Origin of the sequence: Brevibacterium mcbrellneri ATCC 49030 (assembly GCF_000178455.1) — a bacterium.
Lineage (GTDB): Bacteria > Actinomycetota > Actinomycetes > Actinomycetales > Brevibacteriaceae > Brevibacterium > Brevibacterium mcbrellneri.
On sequence record NZ_ADNU01000070.1, the window covers coordinates 1 to 15954 of the forward strand.

The following is a 15954-nucleotide window of genomic DNA, read 5'->3' on the forward strand; positions in this document are numbered from 1 at the left end:
GCGTGGGATGCCGAACCCCGTCCGAGGTTGAAACCGAATTTTGGAAACAGAACACGCCACAGGAAACAATAGAAATCAAGGCAAACGCCTAGGAACAAAACCCGGGACACTTCAGCACCGTATGCCTGGTAAGCATGCTCATGTTCGTGGGCTGCTCCATCAGATCAGTGACCAGTCACTTAACACTTACGGGTACAGGCGTATCTGGTGGGAGTTGCGTCATCGGGGGATCATCATGAGTGAAAAAGTCGTCAGACGACTCATGCGTGAAGAAGGGATCACCCCACGGTTTCCGAAGCGTAAGTGGAAGTACTCCAGTTACCAAGGAGAAATCTCTGTGGCCCCGCCTAACTTGGTGAACCGTAAGTTTCACGCTGATCGTCCAAACCGGTTGTGGCTTACCGATATCAGTGTGTTTACAGCCAACGAAGGCCGTGTCTACCTATCTGCCATTATCGACTGTTTTGATGGCAAAGTCGTAGCAGCAAAAACAAGCACGCACCCCACCATGGAACTAGCAGAAGAAACACTGCATGCAGCAATCACCGCAGAACGGCCAGTAGCAGATGGGTCTTTAATCATCCACTCAGACCGAGGCGCGCACTACCGCGGAAAAACCTGGCAACAACTGACGTCGAAACACCAGATCGTTCGATCAATGTCAAAGAAAGGTTGTACCCCTGATAACGCCGCATGCGAAGGGTTCTTCGGTCGGATGAAAAACGAGATGTACTACGGCAAAAAATGGCGAACCACACAAGAACTCGAAAACGCTATCGCCGCATACATCGAGTTCTACAACAACCACCGAATCAAAACCAGCCTCAACGGCCTCACCATCGCCAAACACCGAGCACTTAAAGTAGCATGAAAACAAAACTGTCTAACAAAATGTCCGCACCCCCGTTTCGCTCGCTTTGCGCCGTTTCATCTAGCTGAAGCACCCACGGGAATAATTCACGGCAGGTGGTGTTGATTGAAGTATCAACTATGTGTGTGATGGAGGTGCCATGGAGTTCGGGCTGTTTTCGGTCAGTGATGTGACCCGTGACCCCGTTTCGGGAGAAACCCCAAGCGAAGGTGAGCGGATTCGTAGCCTGGTTCAGCAGGCGGTGTTTTCTGAAGAAGCCGGCTTCGACGTCTACGCGATCGGTGAACACCGCAATCCGCCGTTCGTGTCCTCGAGTCCAACCACACTGTTGGCCACGATCGCTGCGCAGACAACGCGCCTGAAAGTCTCTACGTCGACAACCCTCATCACCACGAATGACCCGGTGAAAATCGCTGAAGATTACGCCATGCTCCAGCACTTGAGTGACGGGCGTATGGACCTCATGTTGGGGCGCGGAAACACCGCCCCGGTGTACCCGTGGTTCGGCCAAGACATTCGCAAGGGGTTGCCGCTTGCGCTGGAAAACTACAACCTGCTTCACCGTCTGTGGCGTGAAGACGTGGTCGACTTTGAAGGTTCGTTCCGCACGCCACTGAACGGATTCACCTCAACACCTCGGCCGCTGCACGGCGTGCCACCGTTTGTGTGGCACGGGTCGATTCGCACGCCCGAAATCGCGGAACAAGCCGCCTATTACGGCAACGGGTACTTCGCCAACCACATTTTCTGGCCGTCGGAACACTCGCAACGCCTGGTCAACTTCTACCGGCAACGCTTCGAACACTACGGACACGGCTCGGCAAAACAAGCCATCGTGGGGCTGGGTGGGCAAGCCTTCGTTGCGCGAAAGTCACAGGACGCGTGGGACCGTTTCCGGCCGTACTTCAACGAAGCTCCCGTGTACGGGCACGGCCCATCGCTCGAAGAGTTCGTCAACCAAACGCCCCTGAGTGTGGGAAGCCCGCAGGAAATAATCGAGAAGACTTTGACGTTCCAAGAAACGTTTGGAGACTACCAGCGACAAATGTTCCTCGTGGACCACGCGGGTATGCCCCACAGCATGGTTATGGAACAGATCGAACTATTGGGATCAGAAGTCCTGCCCGTTTTGCGGGCGGAACTCGAGTCTCGTCGCGATCCGGAAGTCCCCGATGCCCCAACCCACGAAAGCCTGGTGCGGGCCCGCTACGGTGACAAACCACCTCGGGAGCCACGACCTCGGGCCAACCGAGGTGACAACGTCACCGGGGGTTCGCCTTATCTCGACACCGATCAGGAAGGATAGCCGCGATGCAGGACGCCACGGTGGTGGTGATCAACGCAGGAACCAGCGAAACATCGTCGACTGCGACGTTGCTTTCACAGATCGCGAAGAGTGTTCACGGCGCGGAAGAAAACGTCACGTGTACGTTCATCAACGTGCGCGACGTGGCCCAGGACGCGATGACCGCGCTGGTGAGCGGGCACAAGTCACCTGCGCTTAAGGAAATCGAGGCCACGTTGCGCGACGCCGACGCGCTCATCGTGGGCACGCCGGTGTTCAAAGCCGGTGCCAGTGCGGTTTTCATGGCGTTCTTCCAAGCGCTGGATAACGACTTGCTCATTGGCACCCCGGTTCTGCTGGCGGGCACGGCGGGAAGCCAACGTCACGCGCTGGTGGTCGACGACCAGATCCGCGGACTGTTCGCCTACTTGCGCACATACACGACACCCACCTCGGTGTTCGCGGCACCAGAAGACTTCAACGACCCCAAACTGCGTACCCGGTGCGCACGGGCGGCAGGCGAGTTGCTGGCGCTCATTCGGGCTGATGTGCGCGGGTCCGCGCGGAACAACACGTGGGACCACTACCAGCACTCGTATGGGTCGGCCGGTGACACGGAACTGTCGATCTACCTGGACAGCGACCTCATGCGACTGGCCACAGGCAACAGGTACAGCGGGCAGTAGCGGGGAGTGCGCTCTTAGTTGACCGAGCTGGTGAACTCGATTTTTGCTGGATTGTCACCGGTCGTGCGCGTCCATGTTTAGCGGTAATTCGTGAACTGCAGGTCCACATCCAAGTCCTGGGACTTGAGCATGGCGATGACGGCCTGCAAGTCGTCGCGCTTCTTAGAGCTCACGCGCAGTTCATCACCCTGAATCTGCGCCTTGACACCCTTGGGTCCTTCTTCGCGAATGAGCTTGGAAATCTTCTTAGCGTTTTCCTGGTCGATGCCTTCTTTGATCGCAGCTTCCAGACGGTACTCCTTACCGGACGCATACGGTTCACCCGCGTCCAGCGACTTCAACGAGATGCCACGTCGCACCAACTTCGACTGGAACACATCCAGAACAGCCTTCACGCGGTCTTCGCTGACTGCCTTCATCATGATCTTTTCGCCTGACCACTCGATCGAGGCGTCAGTGCCTTTGAAGTCGTAGCGCGAATTGATTTCCTTCGCTGCCTGGTTCAGTGCGTTGTCCGCTTCCTGACGGTCAACCTTGCTCACAATGTCAAAACTTGAGTCGCTCGCCATGTTGTCTCCTCTTCAGCGTGATCAACCCACAGTGTAACCTGTCTCACCGTAGCGAACAGGCGTCGCCAATTTTGACGAAATTCTCAGGGTGATCTACGCTACTTTCACTTTTGAACAGAACGGAAACCCTATGAAACAACGCAAACGCCCAGTTGGGCTGCTGGTGTTCGCGGTGATCACCGCGGTTGTGCTGGTCGTTGCCATGACGGTATCGATCCAGCGCGCCAGCGCATCAGACAACGTGCGCGCTAACCTCACCCTCATCGCACCGGCAGGTGCCGGCGGTGGATGGGACGGGTTCGTGCGCGAACAGCAACAGGCCATGCGTCAAGCAGGTCTGGTTGGAAACGTGCAAGTCGTGAACATTCCGGGAGCGGGAGGAACCATCGGCCTGGGACGCTTCTCCACCATGCACGAACGATCCGACACCCTCCTTGCCACTGGCTCGGCCATGACGGGTGGAATCCTCATCAACAATTCGCCGGTTGGATACGACGACGTGGTGCCTCTTGCCAAAATCGCTGAAGACTACGACGTGGTGATCGTGCCCGCGGACTCCCCGCTAGAAACCATTGACGACCTGCTCAACGAATGGAAAGAAGACCCCAAGGGCCACCCGTGGACCGGCGGGTCGGCAGGGTCCATGGACCACCTCGTAGTTGCGAACCTCGCTCAAGAAGCGGGGCTGGACGGTAAAGAAACCACGTTCATCCCTAAGTCCGGTGGTGGTGAAGCAATTGCCGCGCTACTCAACGGCACCGCTGACTACGCGGCAACCGGGTACAACGAAGTAGCTGACCAGGTGGAAGCAGGCCGTGTGAAAGCGCTGGGCGTGACCGGTCCTGAACGGATCGAAGGTGTGGACATTCCCACCATCAAAGAACAGGGTCACGACGTGGTCTTGGCGAACTGGCGTGGCATGTTGGCCGCTCCTGGGGTTAGTGAAGAAGTAGCTCAGCAGCAGTTGGAACTGCTCAAGGAAATGCGTGATACCCCCGAATGGCAGGACGCGCTGAAGCGCAACGCGTGGGCCGATGCGTGGGAAACCGGGGACGATTTAGCGAAGTTCCTCGAAGAAGACCAGAAGAAGACCGCTGAACTACTGAAGGAGCTGGGCCTGTGAGCGGATCACGTGCAGTTGACCCGGTCAAACCGGGTGAGAATGACCAGTTTGAGATCCTGGGGCATGAAAACCTCAAGGACCGAGGTTGGTGGACCGGTCGCGCAGGGCTGGCTATGCCCGCGCTTATGGTAGCGGTTGCCACGTATATGCTGATCGGCCAGTTTGCGATGAAGGTGCCGGAAAGCGTGGACCTTCCTGGGCCACAGTTCTTCCCGTGGATCATCATTGTGGCGCTCTATGTGCTCGCAGCGGTGCTGGCTTTTGAGATCATCCGCAACCCACAACTCCCTGAACTGGCGCCAGCAACCGAACCGGAGGACCTAGAAGAACGCGCCTGGTACACGGACTGGCGTGCCGCGGCGTGGGCCGTGGGCGGGCTGGTGCTGTTCATCGCACTGATCGTGCCGGTTGGCTGGATCATTTCAGCAGCCTTGATGTTCGTCATGGTGGCCCACGCGATCGGTTCACAGCGCTGGGTCATGGACGTGCTGGTTGGGCTGTTCTTGTCGAGTGTTATTTACCTGATTTTCGCAGTGCTCTTAAGCGTTGACCTGCCATCAGGACTGATTTTTGCTGGAGGTCGCTGATGGATGCCCTAAGTTCACTCATTGAAGGATTTGGTTCCGCACTCATCCCGATCAACCTGCTCTGGGTCCTAGTGGGATGTCTGCTGGGTACCGCGGTGGGAGTGCTGCCAGGCCTGGGGTCGTCAATGGCAGTGGCGTTGCTGTTGCCCATGACCTTTGCGCTCGAGCCCACAGGTGCGTTCATCATGTTTGCCGGTGTGTACTTTGGTGGGTTGTTTGGTGATTCGACCATGGCGATTCTCATGAACACGCCAGGGCAGTCCTCCGCGATCGCCTCAACGTTCGAAGGTCACAAGATGGCCACCTCGGGACGGGCGCCGCAGGCGTTGGCGACCGCGGCGATTGGTGCGTTCATTGGTGGAATGATTGCCAGTATCTTGGTGGTGTTCTTGGCACCGACCTTGGCGAACCTGTCCACGCTCTTTGGCCCGGCCGAATACTTCGCGCTCGCCCTGTTTGCGTTTGTCGCAACGTCGTCGGTGGTCTCAGATTCCGTGGTCAAGGGGCTGGGGTCGCTCGTGTTGGGCTTGGCGATCGCGGTTGTGGGTATTGACTCCGTTTCTGGTGTGGAGCGGTTCACCTCTGGGGTGCCGGAGCTGTTCGACGGCATCTCGATTGTGACCGTGACCGTGGCTGTGCTGGCCTTGGGCGAGATCCTGCGGGTTGCGAGCCGTGCTAGCCGTGAGCGGGACCAGTTCAAGGTGCTGGCGGCGGGTAGGCCGTTTTTGTCGCGTGCCGAGGTGCGTCAGGCTCTGCCTGCATGGATGCGTGGTACTGCGATTGGGTTGCCGTTCGGTGTCGTGCCCGTGGGTGGCTCTGAAGTGCCCACGTTTATGGCGTATGGGCTGGAGCGCAGGATTGATAAGAAGTCCGGGCGTAACCAGTTTGGTAAGGGTGCGATCCAAGGTTTGGCTGCCCCCGAGGCGGCAGGTAACGCGACCACGGGTATGGCGATGGCCTCGTTGTTGGCTCTTGGATTGCCGGTGACTGGGACCGCTGCGATTCTGTTGGCTGCGTTTAAGCAGTATGGCCTGCAGCCTGGGCCGCTGTTGTTTGACCGGTCACCTGATCTGGTGTGGGGTCTGTTGGCGAGCTTCTTTATTGCCATGGTGGTGCTGTTGATCCTGAACCTGCCGTTTGCGCCGCTGTGGGCGAAGTTGTTGCTCATCCCAAAGCCGTACTTGTACGCGGGCATCACCATGTTTTGTGTGCTGGGTATTTGGGCGACGTCGAATTCGGTGTTCGACTTGGCCATGCTGTTGGCTATTGGGCTTGTCGGCTGGATGATGCGGCGTTTTGGCATGCCGATTGCGCCGCTGATGATTGGCATGGTGTTGGGGCCGTTGGCGGAAACGAACCTGCGTGACGCCCTGCTGAGTTCGAACGGGGACGTGTCTGTTCTGTTCGGTTCCAGCATTACGATTGTGCTGTACGTAACTTTGGCGCTGGTCGTTGGTGCAGCAATTTACAGTCGGGTTCGCAAGAAGGGGACGTTCGAAGAACACCCGGAAATGACCTCGGCGTAGGTGGGGTAGCGGGGCACCTGGGTGCGGATTTTTAGTTTGGTGAAACTTCCGCTAATATTGCTCAGGTGCTTCACGCACTCCTGGCAGGTTGCCCGAGCGGCCAAAGGGAGCTGACTGTAAATCAGCCGGCATTGCCTTCATAGGTTCGAATCCTATACCTGCCACAGGAAACAAGGGGCCCGATCAGGCTTAAGGCTGGTCGGGCCCCTTCGTTTCGTTCGTGGCTAAAAGCTGACGGACAATCTCAGTAGGGTGCTGGCATTATCATGGAAATGATTGTTGGAGGGAAGTATGACTGGGCGACAAGGAACAGGCCGGGCTCGTAAAGCGGAACTCTTCATCAAGCTCAGCGGATGGTTCGTCATGGGTGGCGCGCTCGCACTCGCCTTCTTCTGGTATTTCAAGCCTTCAGTGATTCGTGTGTCACTGTGGCAAGCGGCTTGCTACGTGGGCGGGGTCATCATCCTGATCTTAATCGCCAAACTGGTGAAGCCTTTCAGGACCACCTTCAACCCAGTCGCACAAGCCGCCTTCTATGTTCCAACTGTTCGAGGGACCTGCGTTAGGTTCACCATCATCACAGCCCTCATTGTTTTTGGCTGGAGTGGCGAAATGGAGTACACCGCACCCATACATCCGAGTGGCACTCTTGTGGTGGGGGTACTGCAGTTCCTGTGGTGGATCATATCCCTCGTCTGCCTGAGTATCCGCGCAGTTGTTGCCAACCGCATTCCAGAATACGTAGCTAGGGATCGAAGCGATGCGTTCTCGTTTGGGGGCCACAGCCCTTCACGTCGGCCAGTTTCTAGCGCAAACAATCAATCATTTGACTTCAGTGACACCTCACCCAGATTGTCACCTGACCCAGAATCTGCTTCTCTGCCACCCACTGGCTCGCACGATGTGGAGCCAGAAGATTTCGACCCATATCTCGACGTGCCCCACCCGTCACCAGTCGAACCACAACAAACTGAGCCTGAAGAACCTGAAACAGAACACCCCGAAAAGCCTCAACCTCAATCACCTACATACTCGCAGGAGCAGTCTGGCGTTCCCACCTTCGGAGCTCAGTTGAATTTCAACCACACCGGCTCTCAGCGCTCAGCAGCCTACGGGTCAGGGCCGGCGGGCGCACACACTGGCAGTGGCCCAACTCGCTCAGGGAACACCTCGGGAACGCTCAACTGCCCCCAGTGCAACGCGCCCAAGCCCGCATACATGCACTTGTGCCCAGCATGCGCTGACGCATCGGGGAGGCACTAGCAGCGCTGATGTACTGACCGGAGACGTTAGTCAATCGTGAGAAGGGTGGCTGGTTCCCGCAGGCCGTGTGGGGTCTGTGGTGGTTGTAGTAGTGCAGCCAGCCGTCGAGCTCACCTCGCCGCTCAGCTTCGGAGGTGTAGCAGCGGGCGTAGGCCCAGCCGTCGGCCAGGGTGCGGTGGAAACGTTCGATCTTCCCGTTGGTCTGCGGCCGATACTGCCTGGTCCGCTTGTGCCGGACGCCCAACTCCGCGCAGGTGTCTCGCCACAGGTGTGAGCGGTAGGCGCCACCGTTGTCGGACAGGACGCGCTCGACGGTGATACCGCGCTGGTTGAACCACTCGACGGCCCGGACGAGGACGGCGGTGGCGGTAAGGGCGGTTTCGTCGTCATGGATCTCGGCATAGGCGACGCGGGAGTGGTCGTCGATGACGGTGTGGACGTAGGCCTTGCCCATGAGCGGATCCCGGTACTTGTTGCGGGGCTTGTCCGGGGTGGCGGCGCGGTTGCGGTCGCCTTGTTGCCGGCCGACGTAGCGCCAGCCTCCGCCGTCGGGGATGTTGCCGAGCTTCTTCACATCGACGTGCAGCATCGCCCCGGGATGGTCGTGCTCGTAACGGCGCACTGGCTCCCCGATGGCGCGGTCAACGTGGGTGAGCCGGTTCAGGTGCGCGTCGACCAGGATCCGGTGGACCGTCGACGGCGCGATCCCCAGCCGGCACGCGAGCTGGACCGGGCCCTCGCTCAATCGGAGGCGGAGCTGGATGCAGCGCTTCGTCGTCTTCGGGTTGGTCCTGTTTGGCGAGTGGTGAGGCCGCGAGGAGCGGTCCTGCATGGGCTGGCCGGCCCGGTAGCGGTCGGCCCAGCGCTTCACGGTCGGCCAGGAGACTTGGAACCGGGCGGCGACCTCGCTTATCGGCCAGCCCTGGTCGACGACGAGCTGGGCAACCTTGAGCCGGTGGCGCGGTGTGAGAGCGGCGTTGGGATGAGACATGAAGAAGCCTCCCTGAGTGGCAGACGCCGCCCAAGAAGGCCAAGTGCCCCCGCGGGGCGGCTCGAAGGTGTGTGAGTCAGGCAGCAGCGGAAACGTGCAGCACCTCGTAGGCGGCGACATCGGTGGAGCTCTCGTCGGCTTCACGGGTGCAGAGTTCGACGAGGATGACGGCCCAGGTGGTGACGTCGACGGCGGCGACGCGGGCCACGGTGGAGTCAGTGGTCGTGGCGAGGAAGTCCGCGGTGATGTCCTCGATGCAGTGGGACGGCGCGGCGCCAACCGGGAGGGGCACGGTCTTGACGGTCAGGCTGCGGGCTGCGGAGTAATCGGCCGGGCCGGCAACAAACTGGTGGACAGTCCAGTCGTGGATCGGGTAGCGGCCGAAGTCGCGCACGATGGCCGAGTATCCGGGTTCGCCCCAGCAAAACTGACGCATTCCGTCGATGTCGCGCCAGACGTAGAAGGGTGCGTAGGCGTTCCGGGGTGCACCCTTGGCCTTCTCCTGGATGAGGTAGGCCTTGAACTCCAGCCCGTGGTACCCGTCCATGAGATGTCCCGTGCGAGTGACGCGATCGCGGATAATCTGCATGTCGTAGTCGGTGGGCAACGTGATCTGGTACTGCATGGCGTACATCAGTGGTTCTCCTTGGTGGCGTGCGAGTAAGTCGTGGGAGTGACGGCCTCCTGCCAGCAGATGGTCGACAGGTCATCGGCAGCTTGCTGGTAGGCGACATGGGTCATGGCCCGTTCAGGTGTAGCGCCATGCCAGTGCCACTGCCCGGCGTCGATCCAGATGGACTCACCCTCGGCCAGGTGCTGGGGCGCTTGCCCTTCAATGTGGACTAGGGCAACGCCGTCGGTGACATACAACCCCTGCCCTTTGGGATGGGTGTGCCAGTGAGTGCGCGCTCCAGCTGCGAACGTGACGGCGTAAACGGTCAGAGTCGACTCACGCGTGGGTGCTGCCAAGGTCTTGGCTTCGACAGCGCCCGTGAAGTGCCCCGGAGTGAAGCTCATCGTTGACTCCAAGTGCGCAGGAGTGTGGTTGCACCGTGGACGGCGGCGTCGAACTCTGCAGGATCTTGTTGGGCGCGAGCCAGGACATAGCCGCCCTGCACTGTGGCCACGACCATCGAGGCCAACTGGTGGGCGTCAGTCTCGGACGAGAACTCGCCCGCGTCGATCCCCTCACTGACGACTGCCCCGATCGTCTCGACTAGCCAGGCCAAGGTCGCAGAGACCGGCTGAAGCAACTCAGGTGTAGAGAGCACGTCGGCGTCATACGTCATGCGACCCATTCGGCAGCCCCGGAGGGAGTCGCGCTGACGCTCGAGATAGGCGACGAGGCGCTCCGTTGCCGTTCCCTCGCCACGGAGCAAGGCATCCACATCATCCCGCATGGCCGTCGCGCTGGCCTCCAGAGCGGCTACCGCGAGGTCCTGCTTGCCGGAGAAGTGGTGGTACATGCTGCCTTGACCCGCGGCGGCTCGGCTCAATATGTCTTTCGGGCTGGTTGCTGCGTAACCCCGCTCCCACAGCAAATCCTGCGTGGCATCCAAGAGACGTCTCCTTGTGTCCATACCACCAGTGTACATACGGGTAGTTACAGATTTGCTGTGATCGCTTTCGATGCCCAGCTCGATCAATGTCTCCGGTCAGTACAGCTACACAGCACCCCGCTCACCGTCCCGCGGGTTTGAAAAGCCTGGTGAGCGATGTATAAGTAGTAGGCAATGTGCAGTGTTGGGCATTGCTCCGCACTCACACTTTTATCTTGAAAACGGTAGCTGACTGCGCGAATGAGGATCGGGGATGGCATTGGCTGAAGAGCTCAGGACAGATAGGGCACGGCGTCCCCGCCGTGTAGTCATCATCACCGGGTGGATATACACGACTTGGTTTCTATCCATCACGATCTTCTGGTACTGCAACCCCTTTGTGGGGCGTTCAATTTTTGGGCAAATCGTCGCGTGTATTTGTGCGCTCGTTTTGCTTAAATTCGGGCTTCACATGGTGATTGGTTCTTTCCGTACCTTGAAAGCAACTTCGATCCGTGAGTACCAAGAGATCGGCAATGTCACCGAGACCGTTATCGCCATGGGAATTCTGACTGTGGTGACAGGGATCGGCTTTGTTCTCGACGGCTCGCTCATTGCCGAAAGACTGTACGAACTAGACATCCCAGACAAAGACGTCAACCGACGCTTTTGGATCGCAGGTACCGCTCAATTCTTATGGTGGATTACCTCTTGGGTTCTCCTCATTGTCCGCGCGATAGCGGCAAAACGCGTGATTACTGGTACAGAGCAGGACGAACGCGATTCGCTCGCCATTCAGCGACGCGAAGCCGAAGTCGCATTGGAGTGGGAGCTCAACGCTCAGCGCAATCGCTTAACCTCTCCCACCCAGGCCGGGACACGGTCGCAGTATGACGCCGACCAGGTGAAAGATTGGCCCGTTCCGACAGGGTATGACTTGATGTTCGGTAGCCCAGGCGCCGGCTTGGAATCCTCAGGTTTCAACGAATCTAAGGTCGCTAAAGGCCAACTGGGTGAGCTGAATTTCGCGAAAACGCTGGCCGCAGAAGGTATGCTCGACCGTTTTGCGACATTCTGGTCAATCCACATTCCCGACGAAGAGGTGGGGTGGAGCACAAAGTACACATCCGACATCGACTGTGTCGTGGTCACGGGACGCACCATCATGGTGATCGACCTCAAGTACTACATGCAGGGAGACATCACGTGGAAAGTCGATGAGGATAACAAGCTCGTTGCAGTCGACAATCACAAAGACGTTTATGTTGGGCAGCCACGTTCCATGTCACGCAACATGGAAATGGCGGACTCAATTGTGAAACGACGTTCGTCCGATGCCCGTTTGCCCCACAACGTCACCTCGCGTGTCGTGTTCATGCCCACAAATAGTGGGAGCGGGTCCATTTATCCAGGAACTACATGGACGGGAAACATTCCTGTTTGCAACTTAAGTGACGTCTTGGAACTTTTACGCGAAGAACCGCCTATCAACATGAACGATACGAATGATCAGGCGGCGGTTCGAATGTTTAAGAACCTCCTGAAAGAAGAGTCGTACTGGGCAAGCGTCCAAAAGCCAGCACCGGCGCAACAGAGCCCGGCTCCCCGCAACAACAGGCCAGTGCGCATCGCACCAACCGGCAACGCGCCAGCCAGCTTTTCCACACCGCGCAACTCCGCAACGCCCAGTTCGCACAGCTCCGCAACGTACGGCTCGGGGCCCGCTTTCACACCAACTGGTAGTGGTCCAGTCCACCCAGGGAACACCTCGGGAACGTCCACCTGCCCACAGTGCCACGCACCTAAACCCGCATACATGCACGCATGCCCGGCATGCGGTCACGCACCCAGCAGGCACTAATAGCGCAGTAAAACGCGCCGTCATTCTCGCCTTACATACGTGACCCGATGCACAAAATTTGAGACTGAAAAGTGAGGCGACCCGGTTTTCTCATAAATTGAGAGGGCAGGTCATAGGAGGTAGCTGTGTTAGACGAAGCAATCGACAAACTGTATAGCAAAGTTCTCAAGCGCAATCCGGCTGAGCCGGAGTTCCACCAGGCGGTAAAGGAAGTTCTCGCCAGCCTTCGTGCGATGGGCGACCGTCACCCCGAATACGCAGACGCTCGCATCGTCAGTCAAATGTGCGAACCGGAACGCCAAATCATCTTCCGCGTCCCCTGGATCGACGACAACGGCGTCATCCAGATCAACCGCGGATTCCGTGTCGAATTCAACTCAGCCTTAGGGCCATACAAGGGCGGTTTGCGTTTCCACCCGTCGGTCAACTTGGGAATCATCAAGTTCTTGGGCTTCGAGCAGATCTTCAAGAACTCCCTCACCGGCCTGCCCATTGGTGGCGGTAAGGGTGGATCGGACTTCGACCCCCGAGGCAAATCCGATGACGAAGTTATGCGTTTCTGCCAGTCGTTCATGATTGAGCTTTACCGCTACATCGGCGAATACTCCGACGTCCCTGCAGGTGACATCGGTGTGGGGTCTCGCGAAATCGGATACCTTTTTGGCCAGTTCAAGCGCATCACCAACCGGTACGAATCAGGCGCGCTCACCGGTAAGGGTCTCACCTGGGGCGGTTCGCTGGTACGCACCGAAGCCACCGGATACGGTGCCGCGATCTTCGCTAACGAAATGCTCAAGTCCAAAAACACCAGCCTGGATGGCACCACCGTGTCTGTTTCAGGTTCCGGAAACGTTGCCATCTACGCGATCGAAAAAGTACACCAGCTGGGTGGAAAGGCCGTCACTGCGTCAGACTCCTCCGGGTACGTGTACGACAAGCAGGGCATCGACCTAGAACTACTCAAAGACATCAAACTCAACCGCCGCGGACGCATCGGCGAGTATGTGGAGACCCGCACCTCAGCCCGATTTGTCCCCAACAACTGCCCATGGGATGTGCCAGTGGATGTGGCCCTGCCGTGCGCAACCCAAAACGAACTCCTGGGCTCTGACGCTAAGAAACTCATCAAGAACGGCGTCCAAGCAGTCGCAGAAGGCGCGAACATGCCCTGCAACGAAGAGGCCGTCGAAGCGTTCCAGAACTCGGAAGTCCTCTACGGGCCAGGTAAGGCTGCGAACGCAGGCGGGGTTGCCACCTCGGCGTTGGAAATGCAACAGAACGCGCAACGTGACTCCTGGTCCTTCGACTACACCGAAGAGCGCCTCACTCAGATCATGCAGAACATTCACCGCCGCTGTCTTGAGACCGCTGAAGAATATGGACACCCCGGCGACTACGTCATGGGTGCAAACATTGCAGGATTCCGTAAAGTAGCAGATGCCATGCTTGCTTTCGGAGTTGTGTGATGTTTTCTGACTATCTGCGTGAACGTGAAATCGACGAAGTTCCTGGCCGAGGTGTCAAACCCTGGGTGATCGCCCACCGTGGGTATTCGGGGGCTGTACCTGAGAACACGATGGCGGCCGTAGATGCGGCCCGGCTGATCGGGTGTGACTTCATTGAGGTCGATCTTCACGTCACCGCAGATGGTGTGCCCGTTGTGGTGCACGACCCCACGTTGCAGCGCACCACTGACATCCAGGGCACGATCGCGCACATGAGCTACGACCGTATTTCGCTGGCAGACGCCGGTTATGGTCACGGTCTGGGTTTCGCCGGCCAGCGCATTCCTCGTTTGGACGCCATGCTGAAGAACGTTGCGGAAATGGGCGGTCGGATGCTGTTGGAGCTCAAGGGTGAATGGAGCCCGGGTGCGGTGGCCCGGGTGGGGCAAGAAATCGCCGAGGTGGGAATGGCCGACCGTGTCATCCTCCAAAGTTTCAACGTGCGTTCAGTTGAAGTGTGCCGGGATATTGCCCCGCACGTTCCACGCGGGTTGTTGCGTTTGGTACCGCGTGAAGAGGACATGGGGCTTGCCCAGCGACTTGAGGTTGTTGCTGTGAACCCGTCGATTCGGGGATTCCACGCGCGTAGGGACTTTGTTGAAGAAGTGCTGGGTCGTGACCTCGCCGTTTTTGTCTACACCACGGACTCTCCGCGTGACTGGGAAAAACTCGTAGGGGCAGGGGTCACGGGCATCATCACGAACCAGCCTGGGCGACTCCAAGGGTTCTTGGCTGCGAAGTACGACATCGCGCATTCGTAAAAGGTGCGCCCTCGCACGTCATAAGGGGACGCGCCCTCCCATTTCACATGGGGATACCCCACCGCAGGTACTTTCACGCCTGTCTAATATGAGTGCCAACGCATAAGTTGTTTCGAAGGAGAAAACGTGGCACAAAAAGCAGACGTGTTGGTGACAAACGTTGCACTGTTCGACGGGGAAGCGTTTAAAGACGAAACCTACGACGTGCGTGTCGAGGACGGGCGCTTCAGCGCTGTCGAACCTGCAGGAACACTTGAGAAGCAGGATTCTGAAACCGTTGTGGATGGTACGGGGCACACCCTGACCCCAGGAATCATCGACTGCCACATCCACGCGCTGGTCAACAACGCGGGTTCGCTCGAAGGGTTCACCGAACCGTTCTCCCTCCAGTTCTACCGAGGCGTCGAAAACCTTCGCTTGACGCTGGAAGCTGGGGTCACCTCGGCGAGGGACGCCGGCGGAGCCGACGCTGGTGTGCGCGAAGCTCTGGAACGCGGGCTGGTGCGCGGGCCGAGACTCAAAGTGGCCGTCACCATCATGAGCCAGACCGCTGGACACGGCGACGGGATGTTGCCCTCAGGTGCATGTTCGCCCATGCTGATGCCCCACCCTGGGCGCCCATCTGGAGTGGCCGACGGCGCCCAGGGTGTGCAGGTGAAAACGCGTGAGCTGATCCGCGCTGGTGCCGACCACATCAAGATTTGTTCAACCGGGGGAGTGCTGTCCGCAGCCGACGACCCGCGCCACTCACAGTTCACGGTGGACGAAATTTCCACGATTGTTGCAGAAGCCACCGCACAGGGACGCCGGGTCATGTCGCACGCACAGGGAACCGCGGGCATCAAGAATGCGGTGCTGGCCGGAGTTGCCTCGATCGAACACGGCATCTACTTGGACGACGAAACTGTTGACCTGATGCTTGAGCGTGACTGTGTCTTGGTGCCCACGTTGCAGGCCCCGCTGGCAGTGATTCGCGCTGCTGAGGCTGGTGTGCCGATTCCTGAAGCCATGGTAGAAAAGGCGCGCCGAGTGGCCGAGCGTCACCGCGAGTCCGTTGCCATGGCTCACCAGGCAGGTGTGCGGATCGCCATGGGAACCGACGCCGGGGTAGGCGTTCACGGGCAGAATTTGGAGGAGCTGGAACTCATGGCTGGTGTGGGGATGAGCACCGCCGAGGTGTTGCGCGCCTCCACCGCAAACGCTGCGGACTTGATGGGTGATGACTCAGTGGGCAGGGTGCGCGTGGGTAACCACGGTGACTTTGTGCTGTTTGAGGGAAGTGTGGAAGAGCACGGTGTTGGACAGTTGCGCAGCGTTGAGAAGCGTGTCTTCCAAGGTGGCGTGGCTGTTTAGCGCCTGACGGTTGTTCCGTGCGTGGTGATGTAGAT

16 protein-coding genes and 1 tRNA gene are annotated in these 15954 nt (G+C 58.7%); 12 read left to right on the forward strand and 5 right to left on the reverse strand.

Annotation, left to right across the window (positions count from 1 at the left end; translation table 11 throughout):
* The first annotated feature begins 121 nt into the window (after positions 1–121).
* The 3 genes from HMPREF0183_RS10315 (at position 122) to HMPREF0183_RS10325 (ending at position 2842) form a co-directional block, all read left to right on the forward strand.
* A complete protein-coding gene (locus tag HMPREF0183_RS10315) occupies positions 122–871 on the forward strand; it encodes an IS3 family transposase (RefSeq protein WP_005885818.1) in 750 nt (249 codons plus the stop codon).
* A 139-nt stretch (positions 872–1010) separates the two neighbouring features.
* Complete coding sequence (locus HMPREF0183_RS10320) at positions 1011–2177, forward strand: LLM class flavin-dependent oxidoreductase (protein ID WP_005885820.1); 1167 nt, start codon at positions 1011–1013, stop codon at positions 2175–2177.
* Between the two features lie 5 nt (positions 2178–2182).
* Positions 2183–2842 carry an NAD(P)H-dependent oxidoreductase gene (locus HMPREF0183_RS10325; protein ID WP_005885822.1) on the forward strand — a complete coding sequence of 220 codons (660 nt, stop codon included), beginning with the start codon at positions 2183–2185 and terminating at the stop codon, positions 2840–2842.
* A gap of 77 nt (positions 2843–2919) precedes the next feature.
* On the opposite strand, the gene HMPREF0183_RS10330 is transcribed toward HMPREF0183_RS10325, so the two are convergent.
* The gene (locus HMPREF0183_RS10330; RefSeq protein WP_005885824.1) at positions 2920–3411 is read right to left on the reverse strand and encodes a YajQ family cyclic di-GMP-binding protein; all 492 of its coding nucleotides are present in this window, start codon (positions 3409–3411) and stop codon (positions 2920–2922) included.
* A gap of 130 nt (positions 3412–3541) precedes the next feature.
* Here HMPREF0183_RS10330 and HMPREF0183_RS10335 point away from each other — a divergent pair, with 130 nt between their 5' ends.
* The 5 genes from HMPREF0183_RS10335 (at position 3542) to HMPREF0183_RS10355 (ending at position 7910) form a co-directional block, all read left to right on the forward strand.
* Complete coding sequence (locus tag HMPREF0183_RS10335; protein WP_040349007.1) at positions 3542–4534, forward strand: Bug family tripartite tricarboxylate transporter substrate binding protein; 993 nt, start codon at positions 3542–3544, stop codon at positions 4532–4534.
* On the forward strand, positions 4531–5121 hold the full coding sequence (locus HMPREF0183_RS10340; protein ID WP_005885827.1) for a tripartite tricarboxylate transporter TctB family protein: 591 nt from the start codon (positions 4531–4533) through the stop codon (positions 5119–5121). Before HMPREF0183_RS10335 ends, HMPREF0183_RS10340 begins: the two co-directional genes overlap by 4 nt.
* Positions 5121–6647 carry a tripartite tricarboxylate transporter permease gene (locus HMPREF0183_RS10345; protein ID WP_005885830.1) on the forward strand — a complete coding sequence of 509 codons (1527 nt, stop codon included), beginning with the start codon at positions 5121–5123 and terminating at the stop codon, positions 6645–6647. The genes HMPREF0183_RS10340 and HMPREF0183_RS10345 overlap by 1 nt, the downstream gene beginning before the upstream one ends.
* 82 nt (positions 6648–6729) lie before the next feature.
* Positions 6730–6811 (forward strand) — tRNA-Tyr (locus HMPREF0183_RS10350).
* Between the two features lie 127 nt (positions 6812–6938).
* The gene (locus tag HMPREF0183_RS10355) at positions 6939–7910 is read left to right on the forward strand and encodes a hypothetical protein (protein WP_040349008.1); all 972 of its coding nucleotides are present in this window, start codon (positions 6939–6941) and stop codon (positions 7908–7910) included.
* Here HMPREF0183_RS10355 and HMPREF0183_RS10360 read toward each other — a convergent pair.
* The 4 genes from HMPREF0183_RS10360 to HMPREF0183_RS10375 all read right to left on the reverse strand — a co-directional run bounded on the left by HMPREF0183_RS10360 (position 7828) and on the right by HMPREF0183_RS10375 (position 10460).
* Positions 7828–8901 (reverse strand): IS481 family transposase, encoded by a 1074-nt coding sequence (locus HMPREF0183_RS10360; RefSeq protein WP_005885832.1) that lies wholly within the window; start codon positions 8899–8901, stop codon positions 7828–7830. The two genes, HMPREF0183_RS10355 and HMPREF0183_RS10360, sit on opposite strands and share 83 nt — an antisense overlap.
* Positions 8902–8977: 76 nt before the next feature.
* The gene (locus HMPREF0183_RS10365) at positions 8978–9535 is read right to left on the reverse strand and encodes a DUF4865 family protein (protein ID WP_005885834.1); all 558 of its coding nucleotides are present in this window, start codon (positions 9533–9535) and stop codon (positions 8978–8980) included.
* Complete coding sequence (locus HMPREF0183_RS10370; protein ID WP_005885836.1) at positions 9535–9918, reverse strand: cupin domain-containing protein; 384 nt, start codon at positions 9916–9918, stop codon at positions 9535–9537. Before HMPREF0183_RS10370 ends, HMPREF0183_RS10365 begins: the two co-directional genes overlap by 1 nt.
* On the reverse strand, positions 9915–10460 hold the full coding sequence (locus HMPREF0183_RS10375) for a TetR/AcrR family transcriptional regulator (protein ID WP_245527158.1): 546 nt from the start codon (positions 10458–10460) through the stop codon (positions 9915–9917). Before HMPREF0183_RS10375 ends, HMPREF0183_RS10370 begins: the two co-directional genes overlap by 4 nt.
* A 451-nt stretch (positions 10461–10911) precedes the next feature.
* Between HMPREF0183_RS10375 and HMPREF0183_RS10380 the strand changes: the two genes are divergently transcribed.
* The 4 genes from HMPREF0183_RS10380 (at position 10912) to HMPREF0183_RS10395 (ending at position 15919) form a co-directional block, all read left to right on the forward strand.
* A complete protein-coding gene (locus HMPREF0183_RS10380; RefSeq protein WP_169309675.1) occupies positions 10912–12300 on the forward strand; it encodes a nuclease-related domain-containing protein in 1389 nt (462 codons plus the stop codon).
* Between the two features lie 125 nt (positions 12301–12425).
* Positions 12426–13766: an NADP-specific glutamate dehydrogenase gene (gene gdhA / locus HMPREF0183_RS10385; RefSeq protein WP_005885842.1), complete on the forward strand. Its 1341-nt coding sequence runs from the start codon at positions 12426–12428 to the stop codon at positions 13764–13766.
* Positions 13766–14566 (forward strand): glycerophosphodiester phosphodiesterase, encoded by an 801-nt coding sequence (locus HMPREF0183_RS10390; RefSeq protein WP_005885844.1) that lies wholly within the window; start codon positions 13766–13768, stop codon positions 14564–14566. The genes gdhA and HMPREF0183_RS10390 overlap by 1 nt, the downstream gene beginning before the upstream one ends.
* Positions 14567–14692: 126 nt before the next feature.
* Positions 14693–15919 carry a metal-dependent hydrolase family protein gene (locus HMPREF0183_RS10395; protein ID WP_005885847.1) on the forward strand — a complete coding sequence of 409 codons (1227 nt, stop codon included), beginning with the start codon at positions 14693–14695 and terminating at the stop codon, positions 15917–15919.
* Positions 15920–15954: the final 35 nt, after the last annotated feature.